Source organism: Acidovorax sp. ST3, from assembly GCF_003231145.1.
In the GTDB taxonomy this organism is placed as follows: domain Bacteria; phylum Pseudomonadota; class Gammaproteobacteria; order Burkholderiales; family Burkholderiaceae_C; genus Acidovorax.
On sequence record NZ_QKVP01000004.1, the window covers coordinates 462,895 to 476,336 of the forward strand.

At 64.3% G+C, this 13,442-nt stretch carries 10 protein-coding genes; 9 read left to right on the forward strand and 1 reads right to left on the reverse strand.

What is annotated here, in order from left to right:
- The first annotated feature begins 191 nt into the window (after positions 1 to 191).
- The 9 genes from DNK89_RS14805 (at position 192) to DNK89_RS25035 (ending at position 12,486) form a co-directional block, all read left to right on the forward strand.
- Positions 192 to 3,479: a site-specific DNA-methyltransferase gene (locus DNK89_RS14805; protein ID WP_110960713.1), complete on the forward strand. Its 3,288-nt coding sequence runs from the start codon at positions 192 to 194 to the stop codon at positions 3,477 to 3,479.
- Positions 3,479 to 4,708, forward strand: a complete 1,230-nt coding sequence (locus tag DNK89_RS14810; RefSeq protein ID WP_203422289.1) for an AAA family ATPase — start codon at positions 3,479 to 3,481, stop codon at positions 4,706 to 4,708. The genes DNK89_RS14805 and DNK89_RS14810 overlap by 1 nt, the downstream gene beginning before the upstream one ends.
- The gene (locus DNK89_RS14815; protein WP_110960715.1) at positions 4,708 to 5,238 is read left to right on the forward strand and encodes a hypothetical protein; all 531 of its coding nucleotides are present in this window, start codon (positions 4,708 to 4,710) and stop codon (positions 5,236 to 5,238) included. Before DNK89_RS14810 ends, DNK89_RS14815 begins: the two co-directional genes overlap by 1 nt.
- A complete protein-coding gene (locus DNK89_RS14820; RefSeq protein WP_110960716.1) occupies positions 5,238 to 8,057 on the forward strand; it encodes a BPTD_3080 family restriction endonuclease in 2,820 nt (939 codons plus the stop codon). Before DNK89_RS14815 ends, DNK89_RS14820 begins: the two co-directional genes overlap by 1 nt.
- 110 nt (positions 8,058 to 8,167) lie before the next feature.
- Positions 8,168 to 8,872 carry a riboflavin synthase subunit alpha gene (locus DNK89_RS14825; RefSeq protein ID WP_110960717.1) on the forward strand — a complete coding sequence of 235 codons (705 nt, stop codon included), beginning with the start codon at positions 8,168 to 8,170 and terminating at the stop codon, positions 8,870 to 8,872.
- A 17-nt stretch (positions 8,873 to 8,889) separates the two neighbouring features.
- Positions 8,890 to 9,390 (forward strand): GNAT family N-acetyltransferase, encoded by a 501-nt coding sequence (locus DNK89_RS14830; RefSeq protein ID WP_110960718.1) that lies wholly within the window; start codon positions 8,890 to 8,892, stop codon positions 9,388 to 9,390.
- 315 nt (positions 9,391 to 9,705) lie between these two features.
- Complete coding sequence (locus DNK89_RS14840) at positions 9,706 to 10,194, forward strand: NUDIX hydrolase (RefSeq protein WP_110960943.1); 489 nt, start codon at positions 9,706 to 9,708, stop codon at positions 10,192 to 10,194.
- A gap of 143 nt (positions 10,195 to 10,337) precedes the next feature.
- The gene (locus DNK89_RS14845) at positions 10,338 to 10,631 is read left to right on the forward strand and encodes a hypothetical protein (protein WP_082522271.1); all 294 of its coding nucleotides are present in this window, start codon (positions 10,338 to 10,340) and stop codon (positions 10,629 to 10,631) included.
- Positions 10,632 to 10,776: 145 nt separating this feature from the next.
- The gene (locus DNK89_RS25035) at positions 10,777 to 12,486 is read left to right on the forward strand and encodes a DUF692 family multinuclear iron-containing protein (protein WP_161958943.1); all 1,710 of its coding nucleotides are present in this window, start codon (positions 10,777 to 10,779) and stop codon (positions 12,484 to 12,486) included.
- Here the strand turns inward: DNK89_RS25035 and DNK89_RS14855 are convergent.
- On the reverse strand, positions 12,458 to 13,438 hold the full coding sequence (locus DNK89_RS14855; protein WP_110960719.1) for a tripartite tricarboxylate transporter substrate binding protein: 981 nt from the start codon (positions 13,436 to 13,438) through the stop codon (positions 12,458 to 12,460). The two genes, DNK89_RS25035 and DNK89_RS14855, sit on opposite strands and share 29 nt — an antisense overlap.
- Between the last annotated feature and the right edge of the window lie 4 nt (positions 13,439 to 13,442).

The following is a 13,442-nucleotide window of genomic DNA, read 5'->3' on the forward strand; positions in this document are numbered from 1 at the left end:
CCCGGCGCTGCCACTGCGCCTGGGCGGGCTCGCAGCACCCAGGCGCAACCCCTCGCTCCGCAATCCCTACCAAGGTGCGCCAAGTTGCGCCACATTGCGCGTAACGTGTACTGCCAGGGCATTGAAAGCGTTGGCGGGCCGTGATGTCCTGCTATAACTTCCCTCTTCTTGAGACCAGAGGGAACGGGCGAATGTCCAACGAACGAACGCAGCAGTTGCAGGCGCTGCTGCTTAACTTGCTGCCCGCAGACCACACCACGGTCGGCAACACCAGCTTGCTGGAACAGTTTCTGGCCCAGGCGCAGCAGGCAGGCACCACCCCGCCCGCCACCGACGCCGACTTCCAGGCCGCCCGCGATGCGCTCGTGGCCAGCGGGCAGGCCGTCAAAGGCAAAGGCCGGGGCGGCTCCACCGCACGCGCCACCGGCGCCACGCGCCCCGACTTTGCGCTGGGTGCGCCCGTGGCCTCTACAGCGATCCCCGCCGCCGACAACGCTGGCAAACCCGCCAAGGCAGCCCCCACCAAAGCCAAGGCCAAAGCCAAACCCGCCCCCAGCCAGCCCGACACGGGCGAGGCCCAGGTGCTGGCCTACCGCCACCCCGACCGGCGCAAAAACAACCCCGAAGTCGGCCTGGTCAACGCCGAAAGCGACCCCGAACAGCCCAAAACCCGCTGGGCCTACGACCCCCACCTGGACCCGGCCCTGCAGTTCGACACCGCCCGCGCCCAGGCCGACGCCCTGATTGCCGACGCCCTGGCCGGCAACGACCCCGCCGCCATGCGCCACGCCCTGCAAACCCTGCAGCGCATGGGCGCGCCCTATTTGCAATGGACAGGCAAGGCCGAGCGCACCAGCTTTGACGTGGACACCGTGAGCCTGCACGTGCACGAGCGCATCGACGCCATGAGCATCCTGAGCAGCGTGAGCAAACGGCAAAACGCTATGAAAACAGGAGCTGCCAGCGCAAGCGCAGCAAGCGCTAGCGGCCAAAAACTCCATAACTTTCAGTACCAAACCGGCCTGTTCGAGGCCCCGTTTGAGAGCGTGCCCCTGCGCTCGGCGCTGGACTTCTACAAGCACGACCGGGGCTGGGCCAACCGGCTGGTGGCTGGCGACAGCCTGCTGGTGATGAACAGCCTGCTGCACAAGGAAGGCATGGCCGGGCAGGTGCAGATGATCTACATCGACCCGCCCTACGGCATCAAGTACGGCAGCAACTTCCAGCCCTTTGTGGGCAAGCGCGACGTGAAAGACCGGGCCGATGCCGATTTGACGCAAGAGCCCGAAATGATCAAGGCCTTCCGCGATACCTGGGAGCTGGGCATTCACTCGTACCTGACGTATCTCCGGGACCGGCTGTTATTGGTCAAGGAGTTGTTGAGTGATTCGGGCAGTGTGTTTGTGCAGATTTCGGATGAGAACTTGCATCACGTGCGGGAGATCATGGATGAGGTCTTCGGCGCAGACAACTTTCTAAGTGTTGTTGTGGTTCAGAAAACTGGTGGACAGACTTCGGATTTGTTGGCGAATATCGCTGACTACTGCATCTGGTTCGCAAGAAACAAGCCGTCTTTAAAGTACAGGCAGCTCTATCTCGACAAAGTGGTCGGACAGGGCCATGGTTCGGGCGAGCGATACAACCTGACGGACAAGGATGGAAAGTTCTTCCGTTGGTCGCCATTGGTTTCCAACAGGCCGCCTGGCTTCTTTCCTGTGGAATTTCAGGGTGGAAGTTGGGTGCCAAGCGGTGGATATTGGAAGACAGGTGAGGCGGGGTTTCCGAGATTGATTCGATCAGGCCGAATCAGTGCCGGAAGAAAGACGCTTCAGTACAAGCGGTTGCTGGATGATTTTCCGGCGTATGAGATATCGAATGTCTGGTCTGACGTAGCTGGAACCTCAGACAAGGTTTACGTGGTGCAGACGGCTCTCTCCGTGGTGCAGCGCTGCATGCTCATGACCACCGACCCCGGCGATCTGGTCCTGGACCCGACCTGCGGTTCCGGCACCACCGCCTATGTGGCCGAAAAATGGGGCCGCCGCTGGATCACCTGCGACACCTCGCGCGTGGCTATCACGCTGGCCAAGCAGCGGCTGATGACGGCCAGCTTTGACTACTTTGCGCTGCGCTACCCGCACGAGGGGCTGCGGGGCGGCTTCATCTACAAGACGGTGCCGCACGTCACGCTCAAAAGCATTGCCAACAATGCCGAGATCGACGCGATTTATGAGCGCATGCACCCGGCCATTGCATCGGCGCTGGCGGCGCTGAATGCGGCGCTCAAGGCGCATGCCCCGGCCATGCCTTACCCGGTGACCGAGGGCGCGCGCAAGGGCCAGAAGCTGGTGCTGGGCCTGCAAGGGCAGGACTTGCAGGAATGGGAGGTGCCGTTTGACCCGCCCGCCGACTGGGCGGCGGAGTTGCAAGCCCCGCTGGCCGCCTTCCACACCGCGCGGCAAAAGATGCAGGCCGAGATGGACCGCAGCATTGCCGCCAATGCCGACAACGAAACCCTGTACGACCAGCCCGAACGCGACAAGGCCAAGCTGCGTGTGAGCGGCCCGTTCACGGTAGAGGCCGTGCCCTTCCCCACCGTGCTATCACTAGAGGAGCTGCCTGCGCAAGCGGGGCAAGCGCCAGGGCCCGATTTGGCCGATATGAGCATTGCCCGCAGCGGCCACACCAGCCGCCAGCACGCCTGGCGCGACGAGCTGCTGAAGACCGGCATTCGCGGCAAGGGCGGGCAGATGCTGCGCTTTGCCGAGCTGGAGGTGCTGCCCGGCACGGCCAGCCTGCACGCCACAGGCAGCCTGGACACAGGAGAACGTGTGGTGGTGAGCTTTGGCCCCGAGCACGGCGCACTGGAGCAGCGCCAGGTGGAGCGCGCGCTGGATGAGGCGGGCGAGCTGTTCCCCCGCCCCAAGATGATCGTGTTCTGCGCCTTTGCCTTCGACCCCGAGGCGGCCAAGGACATTGATGCGCTCAAGGGCATCACCGCGCTGAAGGCGCAGATGAACACCGACCTGCTGACCGAAGACCTGAAGAAGGCGCGCAGCAGCAACCAGAGCTTCTGGCTCATGGGCCAGCCCGATGTGCTGCTGACACCGCTGCCGGATGGCCTGTGGCAGGTGGAGGTGAACGGGTTTGACTACTTCGACACCGCCAAGGGCGAGCTGGTGTCGGGCGGCAAGGCCAAGATTGCGGCCTGGCAGCTGGATACCGACTACGACGGGCGCAGCCTGTTCCCGCACCAGGTGTTCTTCCCCATGGCGGGCAAGGACGAGGGCTGGATGAAGCTGAAGAAGGACATCCGCGCCGAGCTGGACGCCGAGCGGCTGCAGGCCTTCACCGGCACGGTGTCGCTGCCGTTCCCGGCGGGCGAGAACCGCATGGTGGCGGTGAAGATTGTGGATGACCGGGGCATTGAGTCGCTGAAAGTGATGCGGCTGGATGCGAGCACGCAAGGAGGCCAGTGATGGCGACGCCTAAGAAAAGCAAGAAGAGTTGCACGCTTCGCATGGAGCAGGTGGGGCCCATCCAGGCGGCCGATGTGACGTTTGGCGACCTGACGGTGATCGTGGGGCCGCAGGCCACGGGCAAGAGCATTTTTTTGCAGACGCTCAAGCTGGTGCTGGACCGGGACCACATCCACGACACATTTCGGCACCACAGCGTGTCGTTCAACGGTGACGCCAGCGCCTTTTTGGGGGGCTACTACGGTAAGGGCATGGCGGCGGCCTGGAAGGCCGGCAAATCCACGCTGCGATGGAACGGCAAGGAGGCATCCCTACCCTTGCTGGCCAAGCCCAGCAAGGGCCAGAACCGTAAGGAGCGGCTGTTTTTCATACCGGCCCAGCGCGTTATGAGCCTCACGCGCGGCATGACGCAAAACTTTGGGCAGTTTGACTATGGCGACCCCTACACCCTGCGCTACTTCAGCGACACGGTGCACGACCTGCTGCAAAACGAGTTTGGGGCCAAGGGGGAGCTGTTTCCACAGCCCAATCGCTTGAACGAAACACTGCGCAAACCCATCACCCAGCATTTGTACGGTGCGGCCAAGCTGTCGGTGGACTCCAAGGATTTCACCAAGCGGCTGGTGTTGAACGTGCCGGGGCACAAGGAGGGCCTGCCTTACACCGCTTGGTCTGCGGGACAGCGCGAGTTCACGCCGCTGCTGCTGGGCTTGTACTGGCTGTGCCCGGCGGGGGGCACGTCTCGCAGAGACGAGATTGAATGGGTGGTGGTGGAAGAGCCCGAGATGGGCTTGCACCCGCAGGGAATCGAAGCGGTGCTGCTGCTGGTGCTGGAGCTGATGAAGCGCGGCTACAAGGTGGTGCTCTCCACCCACTCGCCCGTGGTGCTGGACCTGGTGTGGGCGCTGCAGGAGTTCAAGCACCTGGGGGGCACCGAGGCCGATGTGCGCAAGTTGCTGAACCTGAGTGCCAGCGGCTACGCGAACGAACTGGGCAAAGCGGTGCTGAAAAAGGACATGCGTGTGTATTTCTTCAGCCGTGACAACGCGGTGAAAGACATTTCTCGCTTGAGCCCGCTGTCGGAAGAAACCGCCGAGGCCGAGTGGGGCGGCCTGGTGGGCTTTGCCAGCCGCACGGGTCAGGTGATTGCCGATGTGGTGAACCGGGCAGGGGCCCAACCCAAGAAGACGCGGCGCCCGCGTGCCACGAAAGTGGGGGTAAAGGCCTGATGGGTACGAAAAAGCAGGAAGCCCGCAAAAAAGCAGCCGCGGCACCGGCTCCATCAGCCTTTGAGCAAGCGGTGGCCGCTGCCGGGCTGACGTCGGAGCCCGGTAAGGGTGCCGTCGAAGGCTGCTACCGGGGCCTGATCGACGGAAAGATGGCGACGACGCGCTTTACTGGCAGTGTGGACATGGACGCCGCATTCGAAAGTGCCGAAGGGAGAGCCAACCGCTGGGACTTTGGGCTGGGCGTGCGTGCCACTGGCCAGCCAGAGTGCGCTGTGTGGGTTGAGCCGCATTCCGCCGCGAGCACTGGCGAAGTGAAAACGATGTTGGCCAAGCTGGACTGGTTGCAAGCCAAGCTCGCTCAGCCCTCATTCAAGCCTTTGAAGGCCTTGACCGATGCCTGCGTGGCGCAGGGGCGCAGGCCTTACCACTGGCTGGCTTCTGCCAACGTTGCGATTCGCCCTGGCAGCCGCGAGGCCAACATGCTCGCAGCACGCGGCATGGACTTGCCCAAGAGCAGGGTGGTGATCTGATGGCGCAGCCGAACTCCCTCATCATCAACAGCGCCTTCGTAGAACCCCAGCAGCACTGGGCCGAGAACCCCGACCGCACCTTGCGCATCGAGCCCATGCGCCGCCCGGCGGGCTACGAGATCATCGACACGCGCGAGAACACGCGGCGGCAGGTCTCCATCCCGCTGGTGGACATGATCCGCGAACGGGTGCGCCAATGGCGTGCCGATGGCTGGCCGGGCACCACTGCGGTCACGCTGGCGCTGCTGCAGCACTGGTGGGACGAAGACAAGGTATCGCGCAGGCAGTACCCGTTCTACTTTTGCCAGCTCGAAGCCATTGAAACGCTGATCTGGCACCTGGAGGCGATGCCCGAATACCGGCAGGGCATCTACATCCAGGGTGACGGCGGCGAGTTTGAGCGGCTGTGCAACAAGATGGCCACGGGCAGCGGCAAGACCACGGTGATGGCGATGATCATCACCTGGCAGGTGCTCAACGCGCTGACGTATCCCAAGTCACCCCGCAAGTATTCGAGCGCGATCTTTTTGGTGGCACCGGGCCTCACAGTGAAGTCGCGCCTGCAGGTGCTGATGCCGGGGCACGAGAACAACTACTACGACCAGTTTGAGCTGTGTCCCTCCGAGGCCCTGCGGCAGAAGCTGAACCAGGCGGACATCCTGATCGAGAACTGGCACACGCTGATGCCGCTGAAGGAGCAGGAACGCTCTGTAGTCAAGAAGGGCAAGGAGAGCGACGAAGCCTTTACCCGGCGCGTGCTGGGCAAGCTGGCCAACGCCAAGAACCTGGTGGTCATCAACGACGAGGCGCACCACGCCTACCGCAAGCCCGCCGACATCAAGGTGAGCAAGGCCGATGCCGAGGCCTTTGGCATCGACCTGGACGAGGCCACCCGCTGGGTGGAGGGGCTGGACCGCATCCACAAGACCCGGCGCATTGCGCGCTGTTTTGACCTGTCGGCCACGCCCTTTGCGCCCACGGGGCGCACCAACACCGAAGCGGGCCTGTTTACCTGGGTGGTGTCGGACTTTGGCTTGAACGACGCCATTGAGGCTGGCTTGGTGAAGACGCCGCGCGTGGTGGTGCGTGACGACGCCCTGCCCAATGCGCAGACCTTGCGGCCCAAGCTGTACCACCTGTACCGCGAGCCCGATGTGGCAGAAGACCTGAACCGCAAGGCCGAGGCCCATGAGCCTTTGCCCGCGCTGGTGCAGCAGGCCTACACGCTGCTGGGCGCCGACTGGCGCGCAACGGCTGCCGACTGGGCGGCTCAGGGGCATCTGTCGCCGCCCGTGATGTTGACGGTGTGCAACCGCACCGAGACAGCGGCGCGCGTGGAGCATTACTTCACCAAAGGGCATGCCCAATGGACCGAACTGCATGACGCTGCGCGCACGCTGCGGGTGGACTCCAAGGTGCTGGAGAAGGCAGAGCTGGGCGAGGCTGCCAGTGCCGACAAGGACTACGACACACGCTTGCGCAGCATCGTGCAGGCCGCGCGCATCGGCACCAACAGCAAGGAGCGCTGGCTGGCGAGCGGCACCAAGAAAGAAGAAGTGTTGCGCGAGCTGGTAGACACGGTGGGCAAGCCGGACCAGATTGGGCAAGACCTGCAGAACGTGGTGTCGGTGGCCATGTTGTCTGAAGGCTGGGATGCCAAGACCGTGACGCACATCATGGGCCTGCGGGCGTTTACCAGCCAGTTGTTGTGCGAGCAGGTGATAGGCCGTGGGCTGCGCCGGGTAGCTTATGACGTGGACCCCGCAACCGGCCTGTATGCGCCGGAGTTTGTGAATGTGTTTGGCGTGCCGCTGTCGGTGGCGATGCCACCCGGTGACGGTGGAACACCGCCTCCGCCACCCAAGCCGAGTGTGCAGATCAAATCGCTGCCGGAGCGGCAGGTGTATGAAATCAAGTGGCCCAACATCTTGCGGGTGGATCAGGTGGTGCGCCCGCAACTGGTGGTGGCGTGGAACGAGGTTCCGCCGCTCACGATTGACCCCGCCAAGGTGGCGCTGCATGCGGACATTGCCCCAGCGCTGGGAGGGGCGGCCGATTGGAGCCAGATCGTGACCATTGATCTGGAAAGGCTGCCTGAGGAGTTTCGCTTGCAGCGCCTGGTGTTCAAGGCTGCGCAAAAGGCGTTTGAGCAGCTGCAGGACCAGTTCAAGGGGCAGCGGGAGTATTTGTTGTTCCAGCTGGTGCGCCTGGTCGAAACCTTTCTGGCCTCGGACAAGATCGACATCCCTTCGCTGTTTCACCAGGACCCATTGCGCAAGCGGATTTTGTTCTCGATGCACATGGATGCCATCGTGCAGCACTTGATGAGCCATGTGGTGGAGCAAAACACCACCCGGCTGGAGGCCGTGTTTGACGGTGAGCGGCCAGTGGGCAGCACGCGGGACATGCGCACCTGGTACACCACAAGGGTGGCCGAGCCGACCCAGCACAGCCAGATCAGCCATATCGTGGTGGACAGTGGGTGGGAAAAGTACGCTGCGAATGTGGCCGAGACCCATGCCGATGTGGCGGCCTGGGTCAAGAACGATCACCTGGGTTTTCATGTGCTGTACCTGTGGAATGGCACCAAGCGCAAGTTCATCCCGGATTTCCTGCTGCGTTTTCGCTCGGGCAAGACGCTCATTCTCGAAATCAAGGGCGAAGATTCTGCGCAAGACCAGGCAAAGCGCCGAGCGCTGGATCAGTGGGTTCAAGCTGTGAATGCACAAGGGGGTTTTGGCACCTGGGCGTGGGATGTGGTGGTCGGTAGCCCGGCTGGTTTGCAGGACGTGGTCGCAAAACACGCGCCGCATTTGTGAAATGCGTATCCCTTGGGCTGAGCCGTGTTCTGTGGGCGGCTGAACTGCCGGTGGGGGCCGGGTGGCAAAATTCCCGGTTCCCCTTCCAACGTTCCACACACCGCGCCACCATGTTCACAGGCATCGTCCAAGCCACGGCAGGCATTGCCGCCATCCACGACCGCGCAGGGCTGCGCACCTTCACGCTCGATTTCCCCGAGGGCTTTTGCCAGGACCTGGCCATTGGCGCCAGCGTGGCCACCGATGGCGTGTGCCTCACCGTCACCGAGATCCTGTCGCCCACACAGGCCAACTTTGACGTGATGCTGCAGAGCCTGAACATCACCACGCTGGGCAGCTACGCGCAGGGCGACCGCGTGAACGTGGAGCGCGCGGCCAAGGACGGGGCCGAGATCGGCGGGCACCCGCTGTCGGGCCATGTGGACTTCACCGGCACGCTCATTGAGCGGCGCGAGTTTGACAACAACCTGGTGTGGCGCGTGGCTGTGCCCGAGGCGTTTCGCCGTTATGTGTTTGCCAAGGGCTACATTGCCATCCACGGCGCCAGCCTGACGGTGGCCGAGGTGAACCGGCAAGAGGGCTGGTTCGAGATCTGGATGATCCCCGAAACGCGCCGTGCCACCGTGTTTGAAAACAAAGCAGTGGGCGCACGGCTGAACATCGAGATCGAGCGCAGAACGCAGGTGGTGGTGGACACCGTGCGCGAGGCCGTGCAGGAGAGCCTGGGCCGCCTGCAGCCCGTGCTGGAGGCGCTGCTGAAGGAAAAGGGCCTGTCGCTCGACGACTTCGTGCAGGCGCCCGTGCTGCCGCACTGACCCAGCGACGTTCTCCCATGTCCGTGGTGGTGCGCCCGCTGGCGCTGAGCGATCTGGCCGACCTGCTGGCCGTGCAACTGGCCTGTTATGGCGAAGGGTTTGTGGAGAGCGGCGAGGTGTTTGCCCGCCGCCTCGCCAGCCCCGCCAATTGCTCGCTGGTGCTGGAGCAAGGCGGCGCGGTGTGTGCCTACCTGGCGGCCTACCGCAGCGTGCGTGGCAAGGTCACCCCGCTGCATGGCGACTTTGAAGCCGCTGCTGAGCCCGACACGCTGTACCTGCACGACATGGCCGTGCTGCCCGCCCATGCGGGGCAAGGTCTGGCCCACGCGCTGCTGCAGCCCCTGTGGGCGCAGGCCCGCGCAGAAGGGGTGCGGCACAGCGCGCTGGTCTCGGTGCAGGGCTCGCAGGCCTACTGGCAACGGCAGGGCTATGCACTGCACCCCTTGCAGGACGCCACCCAGCAGGCCCGCCTGGCCAGCTACGGCGACGGCGCCGTGTACATGGCGCGAGCGCTTTAGAACGTGTTTACGATCTCCCAGGGGTCGCGCAGCGGTCTTTCGGGTATGGGATGCAAGGCGCGGTGCGTAGTGGATAGCTTGGCTATCCACAAGCGCCGCAACGCTGCAGACCGCCCGCAAAGGCCACTGCCCGAAGGGTTGGAGCGAAATCGGGTGATTGGACGCCCCAGCTGCTTGCATGGGCATGAGCCCATGCGGCGCATCTGAAGCATCCACTCATCCCGATTGCGCTCCAACGCGATCCCCTGCGAGATCGTCAACACGTTCTTAGACCTTGTAGGCGCGCTGTCACCGGCCCTCGTCATAATGCCCGCCATGCCCCACCGCTGGAAACCCAACGTCACCGTGGCCGCCCTCATCGAGCGCGATGGCCGCTTTCTGCTGGTCGAGGAAGAAACCACCGACGGCCTCAAGCTCAACAACCCTGCCGGCCACCTGGACCCGGGCGAGTCGCCCATCCAGGCCTGCGCGCGCGAGGTGCTGGAAGAAACCGCCCACGACTTCGAGCCCACAGCGTTGATTGGCGTGTACCTCAACCGCTTCACCAAGACGCGCACGGGGGACGACATCACCTACCTGCGTTTTGCGTTTGCGGGCACGCTGGGCACGCACCATGACTGGCGCACGCTCGACACCGGCATCGTGCGCACGCTGTGGCTCACGGCCGACGAGATCCGCGCCTGCCCCGAGCGCCATCGCAGCCCCCTGCTGCTGCGCTGCCTGGAGGACTACCTGGCGGGCCAGCGTTTTCCGCTGACGCTGGTGCACACCGACATTTCGGTGACCGAACCTTCTGCGCAATAGCGCCGAGGCACCACGCAAAAAAGTTTTTGGACTGCATGTAACCCGCAGTGCGCGGGGGACGAATTACCAGGCAGAGAGCGCTCAGTTGTGCAGCGTGATCTACCCGCTTCATTCATCCCTCAACGTTTACGGAGTTACTCACCATGCTGTCTACCCAAGCCAAGTCCACCGCCTCCTTTGCCCTGTCTGCCGCCCTGCTGGCACTGGCATCCACCAGCTTCGCAGCGGATCTGCCCAAGGGTGCCAAAGGCGCGGCCATTGGCGCCAACGACACCGTGCACTGCTACAACGTGCACGACTGCAAGGGCAACAGCGACTGCTCCACGGCAGAGCACAGCTGCAAAGGCCAGAACGCCTGCAAGGGCCACGGCTTCAAGGCCAAGACAGCGGCTCAGTGCCTGATGGAAAAGGGCACCATCGGCGATATCAAGGGATAAGGCAACAAGCCCCCCTGAGGCGCTGCGCGCCATCCCCCCAGGGGGACACCGCCAGCGCGGCGGGGCTGCCCTTGCGCGGCGGTGCTCGCCTTGGGTCGCGCCAGTTGCATCGCACTTGGCCGATGCGCATCCCTTTGATTGAGTCATGGCACACGAACCCATTGCCACGCGCGGCACCGGCTTTGGCTTGGGGCTGCGCACGCAGCACTACGCCGATTTCCTTGCGCGCAAGCAGCCGTTGGACTGGCTGGAAATCATCACCGACAACTATCTCATCGACGGCGGCAAGCCGCTGGCGGTGCTGGAGTCCATTCGGCGCGATTACCCGGTTGCGATGCACGGCGTTGCGATGTCCATCGGCGCGTCGCAGGGCGTGGATGTGCCGTATCTGCAGCGCGTGAAGGCGCTGGCCGACCGCATCGAGCCGTTGTGGGTGTCCGACCACCTGTGCTGGACAGGCCCCGGCCCTGAGCAGTTGCATGACCTGTACCCGCTGCCCTACACCGACGAGTCTGCACGCCACGTGATCGCGCAGATCCGCCATGCGCAAGATGTGCTGGGCCGCAGGCTGGTGCTGGAAAACGTGTCGAGCTATGTCCGCTACCGCCACGACAGCGCGAGCGAGTGGCAGTTTCTGGCCCACATTGCGCAAGAGGCCGACTGCCTGCTGCTGGTGGATGTGAACAACATCTACGTAAGCAGCGTGAACCATGGCTTTGACCCGCTGACCTATCTACATGCCCTGCCCGCACACCGGGTGCAGCAAATTCACCTGGCCGGGCACAGCGACAATGGCGACCACATCATCGACACGCACGACCAACCGGTGGCGCAGCCGGTGTGGGACCTGTACGCCCACGCCTGCCAGCGCTTTGGTGCCGTGGCCGCGATGATCGAGCGCGACGACCACATCCCGCCGCTGGCGGAGCTGCTCGATGAAATGGCGGTGGCGCGGCGCATCGCTGCCGAACATGTGGCATCGCCCGAACCCTCCAACGCTGCCGCTGTCGGCTCCGCTGCAGCGTTGCCCTTGGCCCCCGCTGTGGACCCGGTGCCGCTGGCCGCCGTGCAGCGCCACTTTGCCGACCAGGTGCTGGCCGAGGCGCTGCCACCCGCCACGCCCCATGACCCCGTCACCGGCCGCCTGCCCATCTACCACCATGCCTACCGGGCGCGTCTGGCCGAGGTGCTGGCCGACACCTACGCCAAGACCTGCCTCTACATGGGCTCAGACACCTTTGAAGAGCACGCCCACGCGTACGCGGTCGCCCACCCTCCCCACACGCGCAGCCTGAACCGCTACGGCGAAGGCTTGGTGCTAGCGCTCAAGGCGCAGTACCCCGACAACCCTGAGCTGCACGAACTGGCCCAGCTCGACTGGGATTTGCGCACCCGGTTTGACGGTGCCGACGTGCCGGTTCTGGACGCAGCTGCGGCCCAGACATCGCACAACTGGACCACCTGCGCCGGCATGCTGCACCCCAGCGCGCTGATGCGCACGGTCACGACGAATGTGGTGGCGGTGTGGAACGCCATCCATATCGACGATGAAGTGCCCGAGGCCGTGGCCTTGCCTTCAGCGGCCACGTTGCTCATCTGGCGCAAGGGCCACCAGCCGCACTTTCGCACGCTCGACGCGGCCGAGGCCGCGTGGGTGCAGGAGCTGCACGCCGGCGCCTCGGTGCACGACGCCTGTACGACGCTGCTGGACAGCGGCCTGTGGCAGGGCGACCCTGCCGTGCTCGGCGGCTGGCTCGCGCAGTTGCTGGACGATGGGTTGGTGCAGGCGGATGCTGCTGTGGAGGCGAGCGCGGTTCCGGCTCTTGTTAATCCGCCGTCAGCTTGCGTTCCTTGATGATGGCCGCCCACTGTGCGGACTCTTTCTTCATGAAAGCCGTCAGCTCCGCGCGGGTGGTCGGCTGCGGTGTGAGGCCATGCTTGTTCAGGGCCTCTTTCACGCCCGGGTCGTTCAGAACCTTGACGATCTCCTGGTTCCAGTGGTCCAGCAGCGGCGTGGGCGTCTTGCCCGGGGCCACAAAGGCATACCAGTTCAGTGCCTCGAAGCCGGGGTAGCCCGCTTCTGCGACGGTGGGCACATTGGGCATGTAGGCGGGTCGAGTCAGGCCCGTGGTGGCCAGCGGGATCAGCTTGCCGGTTTCCACATGCGGCAGCGCCGTGGGGGGCGCGGCAAAGTACGAGGTGACGCGCTCGCCCAGCAAGTCCTGCAACGCGGGAGCGCCCCCCTTGTAGGGCACGTGCACCATGTCGATGCCTGCACGCTGGTTGAAAAGTTCGCCCGCCAGGTGCGATGCGGAGCCCGCGCCGGTAGAGGCAAAGTCCACGCTGCCGGGCTTCTTTTTGGACAGCTGCACAAACTCGGCCAGCGTCTTCACGCCCGCGCCCTTGTGCACCACCAGCACGTTCGGAAAGTTCACCCCGCCTGACACGGGTGCCAGGTCCTTGAAGGGGTCGTACGCCAGCTTCATCAGGTGCGGCGCAATGGTGAGCGGCCCGACCGAGCCGAACAGCAACACGGTGCCATCGGGCGCCGCATTGGCCACAAACTGGTGGGCGATGTTGCCGCCCGCGCCGCCCTTGTTGTCCACCACCACCGACTGGCCGATGTTCTCGCCCAGCTTCTTGGCAATCAACCGCGCCGCCGCATCGGCCGCGCCGCCTGCGGCAAAGCCCACGACGAGCGTGACGGGCTTCTTGGGCGGGAAATCCTGCGCGTGGGCTGCGCCAGACAGTGTCGCGGCAGCGGTGGCGAGGGCCAGCGCGCTCATCAAGAGGGTGCGTTTTTTCATGGGG